The organism is Streptomyces sp. NPDC085866 (genome assembly GCF_044541035.1).
Taxonomy (GTDB): Bacteria; Actinomycetota; Actinomycetes; order Streptomycetales; family Streptomycetaceae; genus Streptomyces.
The window spans coordinates 222,335-247,171 of the sequence record NZ_JBITSQ010000003.1 but is presented as its reverse complement, the minus strand read 5'-3'; the positions used below and the strand labels follow the sequence as shown (position 1 = coordinate 247,171).

Here is a 24,837-nt window from a genome sequence, read left to right as displayed (position 1 = left end):
GACCGCAACTCCTCACACCAGGGCCGTTCGGCCCTGGTCCGCGTCCGGTCGGCCCTTCACGCCGCCGCAGTAGTAGGCGGTGCGCATGATCTTCTGCATGTCGTCGAGCATGGGCGTTCGCGGGTTGGCAGGGGCGCACTGGTCCTCGTAGGCGTTCAGCGCCTGCTGGGGCAGCGCGTCGAGGAAGGACCGCTCGTCGACGCCCAGTTGCCGGAACGACCGCTCGATGCCGACGGCGTCGCGCAGCTGCTCGATCGCACGGGCGAGGGACTCCACGCCCTCGCCGGGAGTGGCGGCCGGCAGGCCGAGGGTGCGGGCTATCTCCTGGAAGCGCTCCGGAGCCCGGTAGCTCTCGTACTTCGGCCATCCCGTCAGCTTCGTGGGCACGGTGCCGTTGTAGCGGATCACATGCGGCAGCAGGACCGCGTTCGTGCGACCGTGCGCGATGTGGAAGGTGGCTCCGAGGGTGTGGGACATGGCGTGCACGATGCCGAGGAAGGCGTTGCCGAAGGCCATGCCGGCGATGGTGGCCGCGTTGTGCATCTTCTCCCGCGCGTCGGGGCGTGCGGCGCGGTCGTTGACCGCCGCTTCGATGTTGTCGAAGATCAGCCGGATCGCGTGCAGGGCCAGGCCGTCGGTGAAGTCGTTGGCATACACGGACACGTACGCCTCGACGGCGTGGGTGAGCGCGTCGAAGCCGCTGTCGGCGGCCAGGGCCGGGGGCAGGTCGGCGGTGAGCAGCGGGTCGACGATGGCCACGCTCGGCGTGAGCGCGTAGTCGGCCAACGGGTATTTCTTGCCGGTGGCCGGGTCGGAGATGACGGCGAAGGGGGTGACCTCGGCTCCGGTGCCGGAAGTGGTGGGAACGCAGACCAGGCGGGCGCGGGTGCCGAGCGGCGGGAAGCGAAAGGCGCGCTTGCGGATGTCGAAGAACTTCTCCCGCATATCCGCGAAGTCGATGTCCGGGTGCTCGTACAGCAGCCACATCACCTTGGCCGCGTCCATCGGGGAACCGCCGCCGAGCGCGATGATCGTGTCGGGACGGAAGTCGCGCATGAGCTGGGCACCGCTCTGGACGGCGTCGATGCTGGGTTCGGGTTCGACGTTGTCGATGATCTGCACGGTCACGGGTTCCGGGCGGCGCTGCAGGACGCGTCCCACGCGGTCGACGAAGCCGAGGCGGGTCATGGTCGCGTCGGTGACGATCGTGACGCGGTGGACGTCCGGCATGGAGGTCAAGTAGCGGATGGACTGCGGCTCGAAGTAGATCTTCGGCGGAACCTTGAACCACTGCAGGTTGTTGCGGCGGGTGGAGACCCGCTTGATGTTCAGCAGCTGGGCGGCGGAGACGTTGTTGGACACCGAGGTGCTGCCCCAAGAGCCGCAGCCGAGGGTCAGGGACGGCAGCAGGCTGTTGTAGATGCCGCCGATCGCCCCCTGCGAGGAAGGGGAGTTGACGATGACCCGGACGGTCTTCATGCGCCTTCCGTACGCCTCCGCCAGCGCCGGGTCCTCGGTGTGGATGACGGCGCTGTGCCCCTGGCCGTGGAAGGCGACCATGTCGGCGGCCAGGTCGAAGCCCTGCTGCTCGGAGCCGGCCCGCAGCACGGCGAGCACCGGGCAGAGCTTCTCCCGGGTCAACGGCTCGACCGCCCCGACCCGTTCGACCTCGACGAGAATCAGCGAGGTGCCGTCGGGCACGGTGAAACCGGCCTGCTCGGCGATCCACGCGGGGCTCTGGCCGACGGCCGCGGCGTTCACCTTGGGCTCGCAGCCCGCGTTCGTGCCGTCGGCCGGAAACAGGAACGCCTCCAGCTTGGCCTTCTCCTCGGAGGTCGCCAGATGGGCGTGCAGCGTGCGGAACTCCGAGAGTGCGGCGTGGTAGATCTCGTCGTCCAGGATGACGGCCTGTTCGGAGGCGCAGATCATGCCGTTGTCGAAGGACTTGGAGAGCACCAGGTCGTTGACGGCGCGCCGCAGCCTGGCGCTCCTGTGCACGTACGCCGGCACGTTGCCCGCGCCCACCCCCAGAGCGGGCTTGCCCGCCGAGTAGGCGGCCCTGACCATGGCGTTGCCACCGGTGGCGAGGATCAGCGAGACGCCCGGGTGGCGCATCAGGACGCCGGTCGCCTCGACGGAGGGGGTCTCGATCCACTGCACGCAGTGCTCCGGAGCACCTGCGGCGACGGCCGCGTCCCGGACGATCCGGGCCGCCTCCGCGCTGCACCGCTGGGCGGAGGGATGGAAGGCGAACACCACGGGGTTGCGCGTCTTCAGTGCCATCAGGGCCTTGAAGACGGTGGTGGATGTCGGGTTGGTGACGGGTGTGACGGCGCAGACCACACCGACCGGTTCGGCGACCTCGACCATGTCCTCGATGTCGTCCCGGGCGATGACCCCGACGGTCTTCATCCGGCCCATGCTGTGCGTCACGTGCTCGCACGCGAACACGTTCTTGGCGGCCTTGTCCTCGAAGACCCCGCGCCCTGTTTCCTCAACTGCCAGCCGCGCCAGCGCGGTGTGGTGGTCGAGGGCGGCGACCGACGCCTTCTTGACGATGTGGTCGACCTGCTCCTGAGTGAGGGCGTCGTAGTCGGCGAGCGCCTTGAGTCCGTTGGTGACCAGCCGGTCCACTGTGATGGCGATGTCGGAGGGTGCGCCGACGCTGGTCGCCGCCTCGGTTCCGGCGTCGTGACGGGTCATGGGGTGAGCCTCCCTTTGACGGAGCCGCCGGGTACGGTCGGCGGCGGGCGGGTGCGAGCGGCACCGCTTCGACCGGTGCCGCTCACCCTCGACTCTCGTGCGGTCCGCCCTTCGCTCCCAGGTGCCGATGGTCCCTTCCGGGGGCCTGACCGGCACGGCTCCAAATGGGGCGGCTCGTCAGCCGGTTGACATCCCCGACCGACCGTTGTCGAAGGCCCTAACCGCGTCGGTCGCCGTCCGGACCGCCGCGCCACGGGGGCGGGGTGGCCGACCTGCGGGCCGCCTCCCGGCGGTGCAGCAGCCTGGTCGTCTGACTGCGCAGCCGGTCCTGCAGCCGGTCCGCGAGTTCATGTGCCGTCGCCTCCTGGGCGTGCACGACCACGCGGGCGTCCCCCACGACCAGTTCGGCCCCGCCCGACCAGGGTTGCCGGGTGTGGTGTGCGGCCGCCCTGCTGATCCTCACCTCGCCGCTGACGGCAGGCATTCCCGGCCGGCCGAGGACCGTGTCGATCTTGGTCCGGACGTATGCCAGTGCCTCCTCGTCCACGTCTCCTTCGGTCCGCACTTGTACGGCGACGGTCGTATCGGCGCGCGCCACGGTGTCCTTGGCAGTCATGTGCTCTGCTCCTTCTTGATCGTCGGTGGCGGCTCCAGACTTCTGCGCGGTCCGTCCCGTGCCCAGGGCTGTCAGGACCCCGCGAGCGGACCGAAAGTCCCCCGGTCGGTCGGCTCCTGCTCTGGCCCCACATGACAGCTGTGACCGCTCCGGGTACGGGAGACTGGGTGGGAACACAGGGCCTTCCGGCCCTGGTCCTTCCGCCCGGACGGGGGCAGGATCTCGGGACGGAAGAGGACACCCTTCACGTCGGACAGCGGCGAGGTGCGCCGGAACAGGGAGCGATTGATGGCAGACAGCGAGCAGCACGGCCCCGAAAACCCGATCCGGGTCTTCCTGATGGACGACCACGAGGTGGTGCGGCGTGGCGTGCGCGACCTGCTGAACGACGAGCCGGACATCGAGGTGATCGGCGAGGCAGGTTCGGCGGAGCAGGCCCTGGTTCGCGTACCCGCACTGCGCCCGCAGGTGGCGGTGCTGGACGTGCGCCTGCCCGACGGCGACGGCGTGAGCGTATGCCGGGAGCTTCGCTCGCGCATGCCGGAGCTGGCCTGCCTGATGCTGACCTCCTTCGACGACGAGGAGGCCCTGCTGGACGCCATCATGGCGGGCGCGTCCGGGTACGTGTTGAAGCAGATCCAGGGTTCGGATCTCGTCTCCGCCGTGCGCACCGTGGCCGCCGGCCAGTCCCTGCTCGACCCCAGCGCCACCACCAAGCTGATGGCCCGGCTGCGCAGCGGTCAGCAGCAGCAGGAGGAGGAGCCGGACGGCCTGCCCGGCCTGACCGACCGGGAGCGCGAGATCCTGGCCCTGATCGGTGAAGGCCTGACCAACCGGCAGATCGGCCAGCGCCTCTACCTGGCCGAGAAGACGGTGAAGAACCACATCTCCCGCCTGCTGGCCAAGCTCGGCGTGGAGCGGCGCGTCCAGGCGGCCGTGATCGCCACGCAGGCGAGGGACCGGCAGCAGCAGGGCGGCCACTGACGGCAGGGCGGGGCTCGGCGCCACATCCACCCCCGCCGCGACCTACGCTCTTCGCCGTGATGCATGACGAGGGTGCCCGGCCGGTCTTATCGGCCCGGCACCCTCGCGCGCGCCGTCGGTCCACCCGCACCTCGTGGCCGACCGCCTCGGCGATCTGCTCGTCCTCGCGCAGGAACACTTTCAGCAGGTCCCCGCGGCTGACGATGCCCTCCGGCATGCCCACCTCGTCGACGACGGCAAGCCGCTCGACTTCGGCGTGCGCCATGACGTGGGCGGCGTGAGCGTTGCGTCCGCCCGGACGGTCACGGCCGGGGAGGTCAGCAGGTCCTGCGCGGTGAGTCCGCCCGCCTTCGCCGGATCGCCGGGACGACGCAGCTGGGTGGCGCGCCGGCCGCGGAGGCGACCGTGGGGGACATGACGTCGCTGACGATGTGAGGGGTGCCGTCCATCGTGACTCCTGCGATGTTCCGACGTCGTCGGACGGCGCTGTCGGCGCAGTACGGAGTACAGAGGCCGAGCATCGGGGTCCCGGTGGACCGCGGTCGGTGGGCGAGCACCTCGCCGGCCCACCGGGTGACGGCCTGACCGAGCGTCGGGTGGTCGTCGCACAGGCAGCGGACGGCAGCGGCGTCGAACTCGTCGGCTCGCACCGGTATTGCGGCCGTGGCGCCCGCATGCCACATCAAGGGCGCGGCAAAGCGAGGACGGTCCGCGAATCCGCCCACGAGGATCTCGACGACGGCGCCGCACCGGCCCGCACATGGGCGTCGAGCTCGACGCAGCCGCGCGACCGATCCAGCACCGGCCCGCTCAGGCGCCCGCGTTGACGATGCGCGTTCCCGGCGGGACCGGACGAGGGCCCTCGGACCCCCGGGACGCCGGCCACCCGCCCCGAGCCGCGGCGCAGAGTACGGGCGGGCACCCGCGCGCGGCGTGGCCGGCATGCGCCGTGCTCCTGCCCCGGGCGGCCCTGTGCTCCGAAGCGGCCGGCAGACCCGGTGGCGTCGGCCGAAGGATCCGGCTCCCGCCTGCCCGCCGTCGCTGCGGTCCGCTGGGCTGGGCGGGCCCCGGGGTCGGGACCATCGGGCCGGGAGCGCGGGCCTTGCGGTCACTGACCTTGTGCGGCGGGGCGCAGAAAGATCGTCCGCAGATCGACTCACCCTGACGAACTGCGCAAGGAGTACGCCATGCCCGGATCCAGACGAGGCGGAAAGGGGACGGCGCCGACGGCGGCGCTCGGCCTTCCCGCCGCCTCCGCCCTCGTGATCGGCAGCATCATCGGGACCGGAGTCTTCGCTCTGCCCTCCGCTCTCGCCCCCTACGGACCGATCTCCCTCGTCGCGTTCGTCGTCGTCACCCTCGGCGCGCTCGCATTGGCGCTGACCCTCGGCGCGCTGTCCGAGCGGGTGCCGGCCAGCGGCGGACCGTACGTCTACGCCCGCGAGGCGTTCGGCGAGTTCGCCGGATTCCTCAACGCATGGTCGTACTGGATCACCGCCTGGGCCGGCAACGCCGCCATCGTCGTCGCCTGGGTCGGCTACGTCGAGGTGTTCGTCAACACCGGTCACGACAAGTGGATTTCCGTGCTCCTCGCGCTGGTCGGACTCTGGATCCCCGCCGCGATCAACCTCACCGGTGTCCGCAACATGGGCGCCTTCCAGGTCCTCACGACCGTGCTGAAGTTCGTCCCGCTCGTCTTCATGGCCACCGTCGGGCTGGTCTTCATCGACTCCCGCAATTTCGGCCCTTTCAACGCCAGCGGACAGTCGGCGCTGGGCGCGATCTCTGCCGCGGGCGCCATCGCCCTGTTCAGCTACCTCGGTCTGGAGGCCGCCTCGGTCGTCGCCGGGCGGGTCCGGGAGCCGGGACGCAACGTGCCGCGTGCCACGGTCTACGGCACCCTCGTCTGCGCGGTGATCTACATCCTGAGCACGCTCGCCGTCTTCGGTACGGTCGCCCACGGCAAACTCGGCGGCACGAACGCGCCCTTCACGGACGCCGCGAACAACATCTTCGGCGGCACCTGGGCCGGTGACGTCGTCGCCGGCGCCGCGATCGTCTCGGGGATCGGCGCCCTCAACGGCTGGACCATGCTGTGCGCCGAGATGCCGTACGCCGCCGCCCGAGACGGCCTCTTCCCCCACGCCTTCGCCCGGCTGCGCGGCGAGAGCGACGTGCCGGCCTTCGGCATCGTCGCCTCCACGGTGCTGGCCTCGCTGATCACCGTGTTCAGCTACACGCGCTTCGACGACGTCTTCACCAAGATCGTCCTGCTGAGCGTGCTGACTGCGGTGATCCCCTACCTGTTCTCCGCCGCCGCTCAGCTGTACTGGCTGCTCGCACGCGGCGGGGAGAAGCCGAACCCCCGGCGATTCGCCCGTGACGTCACGGTCGCCGTGCTCGCCCTCGCCTTCTCGTACTGGTCGATCCAGGGGAGTGGCTACCAGACCGTCTACTACGGCCTGTTCGTCCTGCTTCTCGGAGTGCCGGTGTACGTCTGGCTGAAGCGGGGACAGGCCGCCGACACCCGGGCGGTCGATGCCCGGGCATCGGGGATCCCGGCCCAGCAGGAGCGGGTGCCCGAGACGCTCGCGCCGACCCGGCGGCTCTCCCGGGGCCTGCGCACCGACCGCATCGGCGGACTCCGCAGGCGGAACGGCCTCCACCACCACGACTGACCATCCCCACGCTCGACCATCCCCACGCTCGAAGGAAATCCCGCGATGAACACCTTCCACGTCGACTCCGAAGTCGGCCGCCTCCGCCAGGTGATCCTGCACCGCCCCGGCCTCGAACTCTCCCGCCTCACCCCCCGCAACGTCGACGCCCTGCTCTTCGACGACATCCTGTGGGCCAAGCGTGCCCGTGAGGAGCACGACGCCTTCGCCCAGGTGCTGCGCGACCGCGGCATCCGCGTGCACTACTTCGCCGACCTGCTCGCCCGGACCCTCGACGTCCCCGAGGCCCGTGACTGGCTCCTCGACCGGGTCGTCACCCCGGCCGTCGTCGGCCCTGCCCTCATCGACCCGGTACGCGCCCTGTGCGCCGAGCTGGACGGCGACACCCTCGCCGGCCACCTCATCGGCGGGCTGCTCAAGAGCGACCTGCCGCTGACCGACCCGCACAGCCTGGTGTGGAGCGCGCTCGACGCCGACGACTTCGCACTCACCCCGCTGCCCAACCACCTCTTCCCGCGCGACAACTCGTGCTGGATGTACGACCAGCTCTCCGTCAACCCGATGGCCAAGCCTGCCCGGCACCGCGAGAGCCTCCACGCGGAGGCGGTCTACCGCTTCCACCCGATGTTCGCGGGCATTGCGCCGGAGCCGCTGCTCGACGGTGCCGTGGGCACCCTCGAGGGAGGCGACGTACACGTCCTCGGCAACGAAGCCGTCATGGTCGGCATGGGCGAGCGCACCACGGCCCAGGCCGTGGAGAACCTGGCCGCCCGGCTGTTCGCGAGCGGCACGGCGAGCCGGCTGATCGCGGTCCAACTGCCCGCGACCCGTGCCTACATGCACCTCGACACGGTGCTCACCATGCTCGACCGCGACGCCTTCGCCATCTACCCGGGCCTGGCCGACTCCCTGCGCTCCTGGACCCTCACCCCCAGCGACACCCGCGAGTCCGGCTTCGACGTGTCCCCGAACTCCGACCTGGCCACCGCGCTCGCCAAGGCTTTGGACCTGGACAAGGTCCGCATGCTCTCCGCGCCGCAGGACATCCGGGGCGCCGAGCGCGAACAGTGGGACGACGGCAGCAACTTCCTCGCCGTCGCCCCCGGCGTCGTAGTCGGCTACGAGCGCAACGTCACCACCAACACCTACCTGCGCAAGCAGGGCATTGAGGTCGTCACCATCGCCGGCGCCGAACTCGGCCGCGGCCGCGGCGGCCCCCGCTGCATGAGCTGCCCCATCGAACGCGACTCCGCCGCCTGATCCTCGGAAGGACCCCACCATGGCTGTCGACCTGCGAGGCCGCTCCTACCTGAGCGAACTCGATTTCACCGCCGAGGAGATCCACCACCTCCTCGACCTCGCCGCCGACCTCAAGACGGCCCGCCGCGCCGGCATCGAACAACCCCGGCTCACCGGCAGGAACATAGCCCTGCTCTTCGAGAAGACCTCCACCCGCACCCGCTGCGCCTTCGAGGTGGCCGCTGCCGACCAGGGAGCAACCACCACCTACCTCGGCCCGGGCGACACCCATGTCGGCCACAAGGAGTCCGTCGCCGACACCGCCCGCGTCCTCGGCCGCATGTTCGACGCCATCGAGTACCGGGGCTCCGCCCAGTCGATCGTCACCGAACTCGCGGCCCGCTCCGGCGTCCCCGTCTACAACGGACTGACCGACACCGCCCATCCCACCCAGAGCCTGTGCGACATGCTCACCATGCGCGAGCACAGCACCAAGCCGCTCACTGACATCAGCTACTGCTACCTCGGTGACGCCCGCAACAACATGGGCAACTCCCTCCTCTCCATGGGCGCCCTGCTCGGCATGGACGTGCGCATCGCCGCCCCTCGCGCGCTGTGGCCGGACAGCGGGCTGGTCGCCACCTGCCGGGTGCTGGCCACGCGGACCGGAGCCCGCGTCACCCTGACCGAGGACGTCGAGACCGCCGTGCACGGCGCCGACTTCCTGCACACCGACGTCTGGGTCTCCATGGGGGAGCCCGCCGACACCTGGCGGGAGCGGATCGACCTGCTCCTGCCGTACCAGGTCAACGGCAAGACACTCGCGGCCACCGAGAACCCCGACGTCAAGTTCATGCACTGCCTGCCGTCCCTGCACGACGAGGGCACCCGGCTCGGCCGGGAACTGCTCGCCACCTACGGCCTGAGCGGACTCGAAGTCACCGACGAGGTCTTCTCCTCGCCCGCCTCCCTCGTCTTCGACCAGGCCGAGAACCGGCTGCACACCATCAAGGCCGTCCTCGTCGCCACCCTGGAGGACTGAAGTCATGCGCATCGTCGTCGCCCTGGGCGGCAACGCCCTGCTGCACCGCGGCGAACGCCCCGACGCGTCCGTCCAGCAGTCCAACATCGACCACGTCGCCACCGCCCTGGCCGCCCTCGCCCAGGAGCACGAGTTGGTCATCACGCACGGCAACGGGCCGCAGATCGGGCTGCTCGCCATGGAGAGCGAGGCCGACCCCGCGCTCAGTGCCCCGTACCCGCTCGACCTGCTCGGGGCGCAGACCCAGGGCATGATCGGTTCCCTGCTGGCCCGCACCCTGCACGACACCCTGCCCGGGCACCGGATCGCCGCACTCGTCACGCACACTCTCGTGCGGGCCGACGATCCCGCGTTCGCCCGACCCACGAAGTTCGTCGGCCAGGTCTACTCCCGCGCCACGGCCGAGAAGCTGGCGCGCGAACGCGGCTGGCACATCGCGCGCGACACCACCGGCTGGCGCCGCGTCGTACCCTCGCCGTCGCCCGAACGGATCCTGGAGACCGACACCGTCCACGACCTGCTCGCCCTCGGCGCCCTGGTGATCTGCGCCGGCGGGGGAGGCGTCCCCGTCACCGCCGACCGCGACTCCGGTGCCCTCACCGGCGTCGAGGCCGTCATCGACAAGGACCTCACCGCCGCCCTGCTCGCCGAGGACCTGAAGGCCGACTTCCTGCTCATCCTCACCGACGTGCCGTGCGTGTACGAGGGTTACGGCACCCCCGACCAGCGGCCCGTCCCCGACGCCACACCCGCCGACCTCCGCCACGGCGGCTTCCCGGACGGCTCCATGGGGCCCAAGGCCGAGGCCGCCGCCCGATTCGTGGAACGCACCGGAGGGCTGGCCGCGATCGGCGCCCTGGACGCCGCGTACGAGATCCTCCACGGCCGTTCCGGCACCCTGATCCGCCCGGATCTCGCGGTCGGCTGAACGGCAGCGTCCCGGCCTCCTGCGCCCAGGCCACTGATGGCCCGTCCCGGAGAGCAGGGACGTTGGGCCCCACCGCCGGAGCCCTTCGGCACCCGGTGCCGCGGGGCGCACGCCGCGAGATTGAGAGGCGTCGGAGAAACGACGACCTGAACGTGACCTGCTGGTCGTCGGCGTCCAGCGCCGCGGGGACCGCTTCGGCCTCCAGCTCCGCCGGGTCGCGCACACGCCCCACCGCCGAAACGCCTCAGTGAGAAGGAGTTCACCACCATGACCGTACGTGTCGGCATCAACGGCTTCGGCCGCATCGGCCGCACCTATCTCCGTGCGGCCCTCGACCGCGCGGAGGCGGGCACCCAGGACGTCCACGTCGTGGCGATCAACGACATCGCGCAGCCCGCCACTCTCGCCCATCTCCTGGAGTACGACTCGACGTTCGGGCACATCGCACGCGAGGTCACGTACGACGACAGCTCGCTCATCGTGGACGGCCGACGCATCGCCGTCACCGCCGAACGCGATCCGGCGGCCCTGCGCTGGTCCGACCACGGAGCCGATGTCGTCATCGAGTCCACCGGCCGTTTCCGCGACCGCGAGTCCGCCGCGCTGCACCTGAAGACAGGCGCGCACACCGTGCTGCTGTCGGCACCGGGCAAGGGCGTCGACGCCACTGTCGTGATGGGTGTCAACGACGACACCTACGACCGGCACCGCGACCGCATCATCTCGGCGGCCTCCTGCACCACCAACTGCCTCGCACCGATGGTCAAGGTGCTCGACGACGCCTTCGGTGTCGACCGCGGACTGCTGACCACGGTCCACGGGTACACCAACGACCAGTCGCTCCTCGACGGCCCGCACAAGGACCTGCGGCGCGCCCGCTCGGCGGCCCTGAGCATCATCCCGACCAGCACCGGAGCGGCCCGGGCCGTGGGTCTGGTGGTGCCCGAACTGGCCGGCGCCATCGACGGTATCGCCGTCCGGGTCCCCGTGGAGGACGGCTCGCTCACCGATCTGACGGTGATCCTGAACCGTGAGGCCACCGCCGACGAGATCAACGCGGCTTTCGCCGAAGCCGCCGACGGTCCGCTGAACGGCATCCTGCGCGTCTCGACGGCGCCCATCGTGTCCCGTGACGTCATCGGGGACCCCGCGTCCTGCGTCTTCGACGCCGCCCTGACCCAGACCAACGGCACCTTGGCCAAGGTCTTCGGTTGGTACGACAACGAGTGGGGCTACACCAACCGGCTGCTGGATCTGACGGAGCTGGTCTCCGACGACTGACGGCAAGGGGCGGCAGGTCCAGGGGCGAGACAGATCGCCCCAGCGCAATCAGCGCGGTTCTACGGTGCCGTGTCGTGTAGTGGCCCCGCAGTGCCCGGACTTGTCGCGTCCCGGGGAATCAGGGCCGACCGGCCCCCACGAGACCTCCGGACAGCCCATGGGATCCCCTCGTGATCCGCCTGATGCTCGAAGTGCCGAGAGCCTTGAAGGAGGACCAACCATGGTGGACGAGACGCTCAGCCACCGGCCCGCTCACGCGTTGCTCGCGGATGGCACCACCGTGTGCATCCGCGCCGTGGAACCGCACGATCACGAGCAGTTGAGGGAATTCTACGAGGAGATGTCCCCGGAGAACCTGCGTCTCCGTTTCTTCTCGCCGAGCCCGTTGTCCGCCGCACGGGCCGCCGATCGGGCTTCTGCTCCGGCGCACCGGGGTTACCGGGCCTTGCTGGCGGAGCGTCACGGGCAGGTGATCGGTCTCGCCGAATACGACACCGGAGGAACCGGCGACGAGGCCGAGATGTCCCTTGCCGTCTGCGACGGCCTGCACCACCGCGGGGGCGGCACCCTGCTCGTCGAGCACCTGATCTCCGCGGCCCGCATCGAGGGTATTGCCGCCTTCACCGCCGACGCGCTCGGCGAGAACCACGAGGTTCTCCGGCTCTTCGCCGACCTCGGCCTGGGTATCGCCCGCCGATTCGAGGGCCCGGAGGTGCGGTGCACGATTCGGCTGGACGAGGACGACACCTACCTGTCGGCAGTGGAAGCGCGCGGGCGGGCCGCCGACGTGGCCAGCCTGGAGCCGCTGCTCCGTCCGCACACCGTCGCCGTCGTCGGCGCCGGACGCAAGCCCGGTTCCGTGGGCCGGGCGATACTGCACCACCTCAAGACGGGCGGCTACACCCACCGCCTCTTCGCCGTGAACCCGGGCGCCGACCACATCCTCGGCGTACCCTCCTACCCGAACGTCGGCGCCCTGCCCAAGACGCCCGACCTGGTGGTTGTGGCCGTCCCCGCCTCGGCAGTCCCCGGCACCGCGGAGGAGTGCGGCAAAGCGGGAGTCCGGGCGCTGCTCGTCGTCACCGCGGGGCTCGACGTCGACCAGGCGCACGCGCTGCCCGCACTGTGCCGCAGTTACGGCATGCGCCTGGTCGGACCCAACTGTCTTGGCATCTCCAACACCGAACCCGGCGTGCGCCTGGACGCCACATTCGCCGCCGACCACCCGAAACCCGGTACCGCGGGTGTCGCCGCGCAGTCCGGGGGAGTGGGGATCGCCCTGCTCGACGGACTGTCCCGGTTGGGGATCGGTGTCTCGTCCTTCGCGTCCCTCGGCGACAAGTACGACGTCAGCGGCAACGACATGCTCCAGTGGTGGGAGAGCGACGGCCGTACCGACCTCGCCCTGCTGCACCTGGAGTCCTTCGGCAGTCCGCGCGCGTTCTCCCGCACGGCCCGCCGCGTCACCCGACGGATGCCGATCCTCACCGTCGACGCGGGCCGCACCGACGCGGGCCGGCGCGCCGCCGCCTCCCACACCGCGGCCGCCGCCACCCGCACCATGACACGGCAGGCGCTCTTCACACAGGCAGGGATCACGGCCACCCGCTCGATCGGCGAACTCCTCGAAACCGCCGCCCTGATGCATGCCCAGCCGCTCCCGGCCGGAGGCCGCGTCGCAATCGTCACCAACGCGGGCGGTGCCGGGGTCCTGACGGCCGACGCCTGCACGGAGGCGGGACTCGCCCTGCCGCCGCTCACCCCGGAGGTGATCGACGACCTGCTCGCCGTGCTGCCCGAAGGCGCCGCGGTCGGCAACCCCGTCGACGCCACCGCCGCCGTCACCGAGGCCCAGCTCGCGGATGCCGTGGACCGCCTGGTCGGCCACACCGGCGTCGATGCGGTCCTGGTGGCCCTCGTCCCCACCGCGGTCGCCGCCGCGACCGGCGACGACCTCGTCCGGGCGGTGACCCGGGTCCCCGCACGCCGGGGAAAGCCCGTCGCCGTCGTACGGCTCGAACAGGACCTGCCGGTCAAACTGCTGCCCGCCGCCGAGGGCGGCACGATCCCGTCCTACGCCGAAGCCCAGGCCGCGGCACGGGCACTGGCCCATGCCGCTCGCCGAGCGGCATGGCTCGCCCGGCCCGCGGGCATGGTCCCGGACCTCGACGGCATCGACACGACCCGCGCCCGGGAACTCACCGAGACCTTCCTGGCCGCGCATGAGGACGGCGGCTGGCTCGATCCGCGCACCTGCGCCGACCTGCTGGCCTGCTACGGCATCCCGCAACTGCCCTGGGAGTGGGCGGAGACCGAGGACGACGCCGTCATCGCCGCCCGGCGGCTGCGCGGCCCGGACGGCCGGGTGGTGATGAAGGCCCACTGGCCCGGACTGCTGCACAAGAGCCAACAGCATGCCGTTCACCTCGACCTCGAGGGCGATGCCCAAGTGCGGGCGGCCTTCCGGGACTTCGGGACCCGGTTCGCCGGGCTGCTGACCGGCGTGGTGATCCAGCCGCTCGCGGCGCGCGGCACCGAACTGTTCGCCGGGGTCGTCCAGGACGAGGTCTTCGGCCCTCTGGTGCTTTTCGGGCTCGGCGGGACCGCGACCGAAGTGCTCGCCGACCACGCCGCGAGGTTGGCCCCGCTCAGCGATCACGACGTCCACGACCTGATCACGGCCCCACGCTGCGCGCCGTTGCTGTTCGGCGCCGACGGCGCCGGGCCGGTCGACCTCGCCGATCTCGAACAGCTGCTGCTGCGGCTGTCCCGCATGGCGAGCGACCTGCCCCAGCTCGCCGAGGTCGACTTCAACCCCGTCCTGGCGGCGCCGGGCGGCATCACCGTGCTCGACTCGCGCGTGCGCCTGCTGCCCCGCAGGCCCCAGGACCCGTATCTGCGCCGGCTGCGCTGAGGGAGGGAACCACCATGAGGCACGACAAGGTCGGCTCCGTGATGACCACGGAGGTCGTCCGGGCCGAATACGGCACCCCGTTCAAGGAAGTGGCACGGCTGCTCGCCGAACACCGGATCAGCGGTCTGCCGGTCGTCGACGAGGACGACAAGGTCATCGGCGTCCTGTCCGAGACCGATCTGATGTTCCGTCAAGTTCAGCCCCCGGATCCCTATTGGAAGCGGCGCCGTCTTCCCGGTGTGGCGCTGACGAAGTCCGCCCGGCGCCGCGCCGCGAAGGCCCGAGCCCGTACCGCCGGCCAGCTCATGACCGAGCCGCCCGTCACCGTGCGTGCCGAGGACACCGTTGCCGAGGCCGCCCGGACCATGACCGAGCAGGGTGTGGAACGGCTGCCCGTCGTGGACGAGGAGGACCGGCTCGTCGGCATCGTCACCCGCCGCGACCTGCTCCAGGTCTTCCTGCGGCCCGACCCGGAGATCCGCGACGAGGTGCTCGAGGAAGTGCTGGAGCGCACGCTGTGGCTGACGTCCCGGAGCGTCGACGTCTCCGTGGTGGAGGGCGTCGTGACGCTCGCCGGCCGGTTGGAGCGCAAGAGCGACACGGAGATCGCCGTCTCGACGACCCGACAGATCGACGGCGTGGTGGCCGTCGTCGACCAGCTCACCTACCGGCTGGACGACTCCCGTCAGCAGCCTGCGCGACAAGGGCCGCACGGCGTCACCGAGGACTGGCTGCGCAGCCTGTGAAAGGAGGTGGACGGCGATGCCCACCAGGGTGCTCGTCGCCTACGGGACGACGAACGGCTCGACCGCGCAGATCGCCGAAACCGTGGCCGGGGTTCTGGTCGAGGAAGGGATGACGGCGCAGGCGCGGCCCGCCCGGTCCGTGACGAGTGTCGGCCCGTACGACGCGGTGATCGTGGGCGGTGCCCTGTACGCCGGGCGCTGGCACCGAGACGCGCGCCGCTTCCTGCTCCGTCACCACCGGGAGCTGGCCGAACGTCCGCTGTGGCTCTTCAGCAGCGGCCCGCTCGACGCCTCGGCCTCGGAGCGGGACATCCCGCCCGTGCCGGACGTCCGGCACGCCATGGACCGTCTGACGGTCACGGAACACGTCACCTTCGGCGGCTGCTTGGAGGCGGGCGCCAAGGGACCGATCGCCCGCATGCTCCTGCGCGGCGGCAAGGGCGGTGACTTCCGCGACGTCCCCGCGATCGAGAAATGGGCGGCGCAGATCGCTGCCGGACTGCCTCCCGGCTGAGCGGCCGGCACCGTGCGCACCTGCCTCGGCACAAAGGGCCCAACGGGCCAGGAGGAGACCCTACGGGCCCTGCCGCCAGGGCTGCGACCGCACGACATTGGCACCAACGAGCAGACCCCACACAGGAGGTGGGCACCATGTCGGCACTCGTCATCGCCGGAGTCGACGGATCACCCGAAAGCCTCGCCGCCGCGGAATGGGCGGCCCGGGAGGCCGCGCGCCGCAACCTGCCACTGCGCCTGATCCACGCGTGGGCCTGGCATCCGCGCCCGCACGACGGCGAGCCTGCGAACGCCGCTCAGCGGTACCTCGCGATGCGGGCCCTGCGCCAGGCAGAGGACCGGATCCGCGGCGCGGTCCCCGGCGTGCGCCTCGCCGACGAGCAGGTCGAGGGCCCGGCGACCGCCGCTTTGCTGAAGGCCGCTGAACAGGCGGACCTGCTGGTCCTGGGCTCGCGCGGCCTGACCGGGCTCGCCGGGTTCCTGGTGGGCTCCGTCGCCCTGGGCGTGGTCGCACAGGCCCTCGGCCCCGTTGTCCTGGTCAGGGCGGAGGAACAGGCCGAGGACGAGCACCTCCCGGCCGACGACGGCAGTGCTTGCGCGGGTACCGGCTACCGGGACGTGGTGCTCGGTCTCGACGTCAAGGACCCGTGCGACGAGGTGATCGAGTTCGCCTTCGAGGCGGCCGTGCTGCGGCGGGCCCGGCTGCACGTGGTGCACGCCTGGCAGCCGCCGTCCGCCCTCGGCCTGGGCCCCGGTGACATCGCCCTGGTGGACGACCCCTACCGGGCGGACGAGTGGCAGGGCTTCGTGTCCGCCGTGCTCCAGGTCTGGCGGGACAAGTACCCGGCCGTCGAGGTCCTGGAGACGGTCGTACGGGAGAAGGCCACGACCGCGCTGGTGCGGGCCGCCTCCGGCGCCGGCCTGCTCGTCGTGGGCCGCCACCGCACCGACAGGCCGTCGCTCGCGCGCACCGGCCCCGTCACCCACGCCGTGATCCATCACGTCGACTGCCCCGTGGCCGTCGTTCCCCACCGCTGAGAGGAGTGGGCACCTGTGAGCACGCCGACCAAGTACGTGTACGCGTTCGCCGAGGGCGGCCGGGAGATGGCCGACCTGCTCGGCGGCAAGGGAGCCGGGCTGGCCGAGATGACGCGGCTCGGGCTGCCCGTGCCACCGGGCTTCACCGTCACGACCGAGGCCTGCACCACCTACCTGACCGCAGGACACGAACCACCCGGACTCGGTGCCGAGGAGGCTCGCGCACTGACCGCCCTGGAGCAGGCCACAGGCCGCACACTCGGCGCTCCCGACGACCCGCTGCTGGTGTCCGTGCGGTCGGGCGCCCGGTACTCGATGCCGGGAATGATGGAGACCATCCTCGACATCGGCCTCAACGACAGGTCGGTCACCGGTCTCGCCAAGGCGTCCGGCCAGCAGCGGTTCGCGTGGGACTCCTACCGGCGGCTCGTGCAGATGTTCGGTCGCACCGTGATGGGCGTGGACGGCGCCCTGTTCGAACAGGCCATCGCCGCGCACAAGGCACAGCGTGGGACACACGACGACCACGACCTCGACGCCGGCGAACTCGCCCTCCTCACCGACGAGTTCAAGGTGATCATCCGCCGGGTGACGGGCGAGGACTTCCCCCAGGACCCCGCTGAGCAGCTGCGCCGTTCCGTCCTCGCGGTATTCGACTCCTGGAACGGTGAACGCGCCCGCGTCTACCGCCGCCGCGAGCACATCCGCGACGACCTCGGCACCGCCGTCAACGTGCAGGCGATGGTCTTCGGCAACCTCGGCCCCGATTCCGGCACCGGCGTCGCCTTCACCCGCGACCCGGCCACCGGCGCCCGCGGCGTGTACGGCGACTACTTGCCCGACGCCCAGGGCGAGGACGTCGTCTCCGGGGTCCGCGACGCCGTACCCCTGGACGAACTGAAGATCCTGGACCCGCGTGCGTACGTCGAACTCGGCGAGCACCTGCGCACCCTGGAGAGCCACTATCGGGACCTGTGCGACGTCGAGTTCACCGTCGAGCGCGGCCGGCTGTGGATTCTGCAGACCCGGATCGGCAAGCGCACCGCCGAGGCCGCCTTCCGCATCGCCCACGATCTGCGCGAGGAAGAGACGATCACGCCCGACGAGGCACTGACCCGCGTGTCCGGCGCCGAGCTGACCCGGCTGATGTTCCCCCGCTTCGACACCACCCCCGCCGACGTGCCCCTGGCCCACGGCGTGCCCGCCTCGCCCGGCGCGGCGGTCGGCGTGGCCGTCTTCGACTCCGCCGAGGCGCGCCGCCGGGCCGCCGCCGGGCAGCACACGATCCTGGTCCGCCGGGAAACGTCCCCCGACGACCTTCCCGGGATGATCGCCGCTGAGGCCGTGCTCACGAGCCGGGGCGGCAAGACCAGCCACGCCGCCGTCGTGGCACGCGGCATGGGCAAGGTGTGCGTGTGCGGAGCCGAGTCCCTCACCGTCGACCCGGTCGCCCGCCGGTTCACCACGGACGAGGGCGTCGTCGTACGCGAGGGGGACACCGTCTCCGTCGACGGGACCGCGGGCACCGTGCACCTCGGCGCCCTGCCGCTCACTGCGTCCGACGTGGGCCGCGCGCTGGGCGCCGGCAAGAGCACCGGCCCACTGACCGAGGCCGTCCTCGCCACGCTCGCCCACGCGGACTCCGTACGCCGCCTCGAGGTGCGGGCCAACGCCGACACCCCCGAAGACGCCGCACGCGCCCGCGCGCTCGGCGCCCGGGGCATCGGCCTGTGCCGCACCGAGCACATGTTCCTCGGCGACCGCAGGACACTGGTCGAGGCGATGATCCTGGCCCGCGACGACACCGCCCGGAAGCAGGCCCTGGCGGCACTGCTGCCGCTGCAGAGGGCCGACTTCACCGGCATCCTCGAGGCGATGGACGGGCTGCCGGTGACCATCCGGCTCATCGACCCGCCGCTGCACGAGTTTCTGCCCGACCGCGTGGAACTGGCCGTACGGCTCGCGGGCACCACCCACCCGGACGTCCGTGATCGCGAGCTGCTGGACGCCGTCGAGCGCTTGCACGAACAGAACCCGATGCTGGGCCTGCGCGGCGTCCGGCTCGGCCTCACGGTCCCCGGTCTCATGGCCATGCAGGTCAGGGCTGTTGCCGAGGCCGTCGCCCACCGCCTGGACGCGGGTGGCCGCCCGCACGCCGAGATCATGATCCCGCTCGTCGGAACGGTCGAGGAACTGCGGCAGGCCAGGGCCGAGGCGGAACGCGTGCTCGCTGAGGTCAGCGCCCGGACCGGTCGGTGCCTGGACCTTCCCATCGGCACGATGATCGAACTGCCCCGTGCGGCGCTCACCGCCGGACGCATCGCCGAGGTCGCCGACTTCTTCTCCTTCGGCACCAACGACCTGACCCAGACCACCTGGGGTCTGTCCCGCGACGACGCCGAAGCCTCCTTCTTCCCGCTCTACCTGGAGAAGGGGATCTTCAGCGTCTCGCCTTTCGAGACGATCGACCAGGAGGGCGTGGGCAGGCTCGTGGAACTGGCCGTCGCGGCGGGCCGCGCCGTCAAGCCGGCGCTGCAGACCGGGGTGTGCGGCGAGCACGGGGGAGACCCGGAGTCCATCCACTTCTTCCACCGCGCCGGTCTCGACTACGTCTCCTGCTCGCCCTTCCGCATCCCGGCCGCTCGTCTGGAGGCCGGACGCGCTGCTCTCGCCGGCACCGAGAGCAGCGACAGCAGGTGAAGGGCGGGGCCCGGGCGGTCTCCGTACCGGCGCCGGCCTCCGCGCACGCCGAGCCGTACCGGTGACCACGTGCTGGTCGGGCCCCGGACAGTCGGCCCCACGGCACCGCGGCCCAGGACCTGCGCGTGCGCGGCCCAGCCGCCACAACCGGGTGAGGGGGGAACCGGAGTGGGAAGGAGGGCGATGCACGCAGTGCAGCCGGGCGCGAAGACGGTCGCCGACCTGGTCGCCGAGGCCGCTCCCTCCGTGCGCCACGCACAGCCCTGGTGCTTCCGCCTCCTGGCGGCCGAGCGGACCCTGCTGATGTTCGCCGATCCCGACCGCGCCATGCCCCGCTCCGACCCCGGCGACCGTGCCCCGCACATCGGCTGCGGTGCGGCGCTGTTCAGCCTGCGCGTCGCCGCCGCGCACGCCGGTCTCACCCCCACGGTCCACCTGCTGCCGGACGCTGCCGAACCCCTGCGGCTCGCAGCCGTCCGGCTGGACGAAGCAGACCCCGCCGCCCCGGCCGAGGGCGACCTGGCACGTCTGCACCCAGCCGGTCGTCGGCGGCACACCAGCCGGTACCCGTTCGAGGAGTCCCGAAGGACACACAGGCCGCGTTGCGCGCGGCGGCGGACCGGGAGCGGGCGCAGCTTCGCCGGCCGCCGCCCAGCGCCCGACCGGGGCACGACCTCCTTCGAGAAGAACCGACACCTGCGCTGCCGAGCACACCGGGCGATGCCCCCGCCGACCGGCTGCGGGCCGGCCAGGCGCTGAGCGGGTGCTGCTGGAGGCGACCCCGACGGCGCTCGCCACGTCCCTGACCTACCACGCCCTGGAGAGCCGGGATCTGCGCCTGCCGGCCCGCGACCCCATGACAGGCCGAGGCCACGTCCAGATGGTTCCAGGGCTGGGCTACAGGCCCCAGGGGCCCGCCACGCCAGGCCGTCCCGCCGCGTCGTCCTCGACATCGTCCGGACGGGGGAACACCGGCACGGGGGAGAACCTCCTCGCCGAGGGCGGCTCGCCGAAGGGCCCGTCGGCGCCCGTACAGGGACATCCGGCCCCAGCCCGCACGGTCACCCCTGGAGTTGACTGACGATCACAGGCACCGGACCACCGGCGCCGTGCCGTGCGCGCATCCGGCCGTGGAGCGGCCGATGCCCGGCGCACGAACCTCGATCACTGTCGACCGCCCGCGACCGGCGAGCGGCCAGAACGGAGAGACGTCATGACCGACGCTCCGCAGCAGTCCCGTGCCTATCTCGTCGGCGGCGGCATCGCCTCGCTGGCAGCGGCCGTCTTCCTCATCCGCGACGCGGGCTTCGCCGGAGAGGAGGTCCACGTCCTGGAGGAACTGCCGCGGGTCGGCGGCTCCATGGACGGCCGCGGGGAGCCCGCCGGATACGTCTCCCGCGGCGGACGCATGCTGGAGGACGAGGCCTACACCTGCCTGTGGAACCTCCTGGACACCATCCCCACGCTCACCGACGACACGGTGTCGGTGCGCGAGGAGATCCGCGCCTTCAGCGCGAAGTGGCCCACCGACGCCAAGGCCCGCCTCATCGGCAAGGGCGCCGAGATCCTGGACGCGTCCGACTACGGACTCGACACCCAGGACCGTCTGGAGCTCACCCGGCTGCTCGTGCTCCCGGAGGCGGTGATCGGTGCACGCCGGATCGAGGACTTCTTTTCCCCGCACTTCTTCGAGACCAACTTCTGGGCGATGTGGCGCACCACCTTCGCCTTCCAGAACTGGCACAGCGCCATCGAGCTCAGGCGCTACTTCCTTCGCTTCATGCAGGAGTTTCCGCGCATGCACACCCTGGCGGGCGTGCGCCGCACCCGGCTCAACCAGTACGACTCGATCATCCGCCCCGTGCGGGCCTGGCTGGAGTCGCGCGGTGTGCGCTTCGAGCACGGAGTGCGGGTCACCGACGCCGGCTTCACCACAAAGGACGACGGCACCCGCCGGGTACGGCGCCTGCACCTCGACCGCGCCGGACAGCCGGACACCTACGACCTCACCGACACCGACTACGCCTTCCTCACCCTCGGCTCGATGACCGCCGACGCCGCCTACGGCAGTGACGACCGCGCACCCGAGCTGATCCGCGACAAGCGCGACGGCGCCTGGCGGCTGTGGGAGACGATCGCCGCCAAGGCCGACGACTTCGGTCGGCCGGCCGCCTTCCACGGGAACGTCGACGAGGCCAAGTGGGAGTCCTTCACCCTCACCATGCGCAGCCCGCTGCTGCTGCACCGCATCGAGGAACTGTCCGGAAACCTCCCCGGCACCGGCGCCCTGATGACGTTCAAGGACTCCAACTGGCTGATGTCCGTGGTGGTTCCCCACGCCCCGCACTTCGAGGGCCAGCCCGAGGACGTCTACACCTTGTGGGGGTACGGCCTGTTCGTCGACAACGAGGGCGACTTCGTCGGCAAGCCGATGGCCGAGTGCACCGGCCGGGAGATCCTCACCGAACTCCTCGGCCACCTCGGCCTGTCGGACATCGAGGAACGAGTCGCGGCCACCACGACCGTCATCCCGGTGATGATGCCCTACATCACGAGCCAGTTCGCCCCCCGCACCCCTCATGACCGACCGCTCGTCATCCCGCACGGGTCCGCGAACTTCGCCTTCCTCGGCCAGTTCACGGAGATACCCGAGGACGTTGTCTTCACCGTCGAGTACTCCGTCCGCGGCGCCATGCACGCCGTCCACGGCCTCCTCGGCCTCGGCGACGACATCCCCGGCATCCACCACGCCCTGGCCGACCCTCGGACGGCGTTCGGCGTGCTGAGGGCCGCCCTGGCCTGAGCCGCGCCGAGCGACATCTCCGGGTTCACCCTGCCTTGCCGATCGCCCGCTCGAAGCTGCCCATGACGGCCGGTCGGAATGATCGATGTGTTCAACCACGGCATGACGGTCTCCGGGCATGGCCCGAACGGCCCTGTCGGGTACCCGGTGCGTCGGTGGAGGGTGAGTCGTACGGGGCCGGCACGCACCACACCCGAATGCTGCCCCGACACGGAAAGGAACCCCGATGTCCGTCGACAAGCAGCAGGCGCCCGCCCAGCTGGAGGAGGACGAGCTGAGGTCGCTGGATGCCCACTGGCGCGCCGCGAACTATCTGTCCGTCGGCCAGATCTACCTCATGGCCAACCCCCTGCTGACCGAGCCGCTGCGGCCCGAGCACGTGAAGCCGCGTCTGCTGGGCCACTGGGGGACCTCTCCGGGCCTCAACCTGGTCCATACGCATCTCAATCGTGTCATCAAGAGCCGTGACCTGGACGCCCTGTGCATCTGGGGGCCTGGTCACGGCGGTCCGGCTGTGCTGGCGAACTCGTGGCTGGAGGGGTCGTACACCGAGACCTATGCGGACATCACCCGGGACGGCGCCGGCATGGCGCGGCTCTTCAAGCAGTTTTCCTTCCCCGGCGGAGTGCCGAGCCATGTCGCGCCCGAGACGCCGGGCTCGATCCATGAGGGCGGCGAGCTCGGGTACTCCCTCTCCCACGCGTACGGCGCAGCCCTCGACAACCCGGATCTGCTCGTCGCCTGTGTGATCGGCGACGGTGAGGCGGAGACCGGCCCGCTGGCCGCCTCCTGGCACTCGAACAAGTTCCTCGACCCGGTCGACGACGGGGCCGTCCTGCCGATCCTGCACCTGAACGGCTACAAGATCGCCAACCCGACCGTCCTGTCCCGGCTCCCCGAGCCCGAGTTGGACGAGCTGCTTCGTGGCTACGGCCACGACCCGATCCACGTCACCGGTGACGACCCCACGGCCGTCCATCGAGCGATGGCCGCCGCGATGGACACGGCCGCGGACCGTATCGTGGACATCCAGCGTGCCGCGCGCGAGGACGGGGCCACCGAGAGGCCCCGCTGGCCGATGATCGTGCTGCGCACTCCGAAGGGCTGGACCGGCCCCGCGCAGGTCGACGGCGTGCCCGTGGAGGGCACCTGGCGCTCCCACCAGGTCCCGCTGGCGGCCGTACGGGACAACCCCGAGCACCTGCGGCAGCTGGAGCAGTGGATGCGCTCCTACCGCCCCGAGGAACTGTTCGACGAGCACGGCGCCCCGCGCCCGGACGTACTGGCCTGCATCCCGGAAGGAGCCCGCCGGCTCGGCGCCACGCCGCACGCCAACGGCGGGCTACTGGTTCGCGAACTGCCCCTGCCGCCGCTGGAGAAGTACGCCGTCGAGGTCGACAAGCCGGGCGCCACCCTGCATGAGCCCACCCGCGTCCTCGGGGACATGCTCCGAGACGTCATGGCCGCCACGGCCGACCGCCGCGACTTCCGTCTGGTCGGCCCGGACGAGACCGCCTCCAACCGGCTCCAGGCCGTGTACGCCGCCAGCGGCAAGGCCTGGCAGGCCGGGACGCTGCCCGTCGACGAACACCTGGACCGGCACGGCCGGGTGATGGAGATCCTCTCCGAACACACCTGCCAGGGCTGGCTGGAGGGCTACCTCCTCACCGGCCGGCACGGACTGTTCTCCTGCTACGAAGCCTTCGTGCACATCGTCGACTCCATGGTCAACCAGCACATCAAGTGGCTGCGCACCACGCGCCGCCTGCCCTGGCGCGCCCCCATCGCCTCCCTGAACTACCTGCTCACCTCGCACGTGTGGCGGCAGGACCACAACGGCTTCTCCCACCAGGATCCCGGGTTCGTCGACCACATCCTGAACAAGAGCCCCGAGGCCGTGAGGGTCTACTTCCCGCCGGACGCCAACACCCTGCTGTCGGTGGCCGACCACGTGCTGCGCAGCCGGGACTACGTCAACGTCGTCGTGGCCGGCAAGCAGCCGTGCTTCGACTGGCTGTCGATGGAGGAGGCGAAGGTCCACTGCGCTCGCGGCGCCGGCATCTGGGAGTGGGCCGGCACGGAGGACGGCACGCGGGAACCGGACGTAGTGCTGGCCTGTGCCGGCGACGTGCCCACTCAGGAGGTCCTGGCGGCGGCCCAGTTGCTGCGCCGACACCTGCCGGACCTGGCCGTGCGGGTGGTCAACGTCGTGGACATCGCCCGGCTGCTGCCGAGCGAGGAACACCCGCACGGGATGAGCGACTTCGAGTACGACGGGCTGTTCACCGCCGACAAGCCCGTCCTGTTCGCCTACCACGGCTATCCGTGGCTGATCCACCGCCTGGCCTACCGCCGTACGGGTCACAAGAACCTGCATGTGCGCGGCTACAAGGAGATCGGCACCACGACCACACCGTTCGACATGGTGGTCCGCAACGATCTGGACCGCTACCGCCTGGTCATGGACGTCATCGACCGCGTTCCCGGCCTCGCGGTCCGCGCGGCGGCCGTACGCCAGCAGATGGAGGACGCCCGGCAGCGTCACCACGTCTGGATCCGCGAGCACGGCATGGACCTGCCCGAGGTCACCGACTGGACCTGGGACGGCTGAGCCGCCACTTGCCACTCTCATGCGCCCCGGCGAAGCCC

Annotated in this window: 15 protein-coding genes and 2 pseudogenes; 14 read left to right on the top strand and 3 right to left on the bottom strand. The window is 71.2% G+C overall.

From position 1 onward, the window contains the following. Positions 1–12: 12 nt before the first annotated feature. Both adhE and ACIF83_RS07875 read right to left on the bottom strand, forming a co-directional pair. On the bottom strand, positions 13–2,703 hold the full coding sequence (gene adhE / locus ACIF83_RS07880; protein ID WP_399724434.1) for a bifunctional acetaldehyde-CoA/alcohol dehydrogenase: 2,691 nt from the start codon (positions 2,701–2,703) through the stop codon (positions 13–15). A gap of 217 nt (positions 2,704–2,920) precedes the next feature. Beyond that, entirely contained in the window at positions 2,921–3,319 is a 399-nt protein-coding gene (locus ACIF83_RS07875; RefSeq protein WP_399724433.1) for a hypothetical protein, read from the bottom strand. 288 nt (positions 3,320–3,607) lie between these two features. On the opposite strand from ACIF83_RS07875, the gene ACIF83_RS07870 reads away from it, so the two are divergent. Further along, a complete protein-coding gene (locus ACIF83_RS07870; RefSeq protein WP_393470751.1) occupies positions 3,608–4,303 on the top strand; it encodes a response regulator in 696 nt (231 codons plus the stop codon). A 127-nt stretch (positions 4,304–4,430) separates the two neighbouring features. Here ACIF83_RS07870 and ACIF83_RS07865 read toward each other — a convergent pair. Then, positions 4,431–4,801, bottom strand: a pseudogene (locus tag ACIF83_RS07865) (CBS domain-containing protein); the annotation flags it as partial. Positions 4,802–5,565: 764 nt separating this feature from the next. Here ACIF83_RS07865 and ACIF83_RS07860 point away from each other — a divergent pair. The 13 genes and pseudogenes from ACIF83_RS07860 (at position 5,566) to ACIF83_RS07800 (ending at position 24,799) form a co-directional block, all read left to right on the top strand. Beyond that, entirely contained in the window at positions 5,566–6,981 is a 1,416-nt protein-coding gene (locus ACIF83_RS07860; RefSeq protein WP_398137999.1) for an APC family permease, read from the top strand. A 45-nt stretch (positions 6,982–7,026) separates the two neighbouring features. Beyond that, positions 7,027–8,241 (top strand): arginine deiminase, encoded by a 1,215-nt coding sequence (locus ACIF83_RS07855; protein WP_399724428.1) that lies wholly within the window; start codon positions 7,027–7,029, stop codon positions 8,239–8,241. A gap of 19 nt (positions 8,242–8,260) precedes the next feature. Next, positions 8,261–9,262 carry an ornithine carbamoyltransferase gene (gene argF, locus ACIF83_RS07850; RefSeq protein WP_393470762.1) on the top strand — a complete coding sequence of 334 codons (1,002 nt, stop codon included), beginning with the start codon at positions 8,261–8,263 and terminating at the stop codon, positions 9,260–9,262. A gap of 4 nt (positions 9,263–9,266) precedes the next feature. Beyond that, entirely contained in the window at positions 9,267–10,190 is a 924-nt protein-coding gene (locus tag ACIF83_RS07845) for a carbamate kinase (protein ID WP_399724425.1), read from the top strand. Between the two features lie 267 nt (positions 10,191–10,457). Continuing rightward, entirely contained in the window at positions 10,458–11,471 is a 1,014-nt protein-coding gene (gene gap / locus ACIF83_RS07840; protein ID WP_399724422.1) for a type I glyceraldehyde-3-phosphate dehydrogenase, read from the top strand. Between the two features lie 220 nt (positions 11,472–11,691). Beyond that, positions 11,692–14,385 carry a GNAT family N-acetyltransferase gene (locus ACIF83_RS07835; protein ID WP_399724419.1) on the top strand — a complete coding sequence of 898 codons (2,694 nt, stop codon included), beginning with the start codon at positions 11,692–11,694 and terminating at the stop codon, positions 14,383–14,385. 14 nt (positions 14,386–14,399) lie between these two features. After that, positions 14,400–15,131, top strand: a complete 732-nt coding sequence (locus tag ACIF83_RS07830; RefSeq protein WP_393470773.1) for a CBS domain-containing protein — start codon at positions 14,400–14,402, stop codon at positions 15,129–15,131. Positions 15,132–15,147: 16 nt separating this feature from the next. Beyond that, positions 15,148–15,645, top strand: coding sequence for a flavodoxin domain-containing protein (locus ACIF83_RS07825; protein WP_399724416.1), 498 nt, complete (start codon positions 15,148–15,150; stop codon positions 15,643–15,645). A 137-nt stretch (positions 15,646–15,782) separates the two neighbouring features. After that, the gene (locus tag ACIF83_RS07820; RefSeq protein WP_393470778.1) at positions 15,783–16,685 is read left to right on the top strand and encodes a universal stress protein; all 903 of its coding nucleotides are present in this window, start codon (positions 15,783–15,785) and stop codon (positions 16,683–16,685) included. Positions 16,686–16,751: 66 nt separating this feature from the next. Then, positions 16,752–19,385, top strand: a complete 2,634-nt coding sequence (gene ppdK / locus ACIF83_RS07815; protein WP_399725190.1) for a pyruvate, phosphate dikinase — start codon at positions 16,752–16,754, stop codon at positions 19,383–19,385. A 183-nt stretch (positions 19,386–19,568) separates the two neighbouring features. Further along, positions 19,569–20,319 (top strand): annotated as a pseudogene (locus ACIF83_RS07810) (nitroreductase); the annotation flags it as partial. A 279-nt stretch (positions 20,320–20,598) separates the two neighbouring features. Beyond that, the gene (locus ACIF83_RS07805; RefSeq protein WP_399724413.1) at positions 20,599–22,188 is read left to right on the top strand and encodes an oleate hydratase; all 1,590 of its coding nucleotides are present in this window, start codon (positions 20,599–20,601) and stop codon (positions 22,186–22,188) included. A 226-nt stretch (positions 22,189–22,414) separates the two neighbouring features. Continuing rightward, the gene (locus ACIF83_RS07800; protein ID WP_399724410.1) at positions 22,415–24,799 is read left to right on the top strand and encodes a phosphoketolase; all 2,385 of its coding nucleotides are present in this window, start codon (positions 22,415–22,417) and stop codon (positions 24,797–24,799) included. Positions 24,800–24,837: the final 38 nt, after the last annotated feature.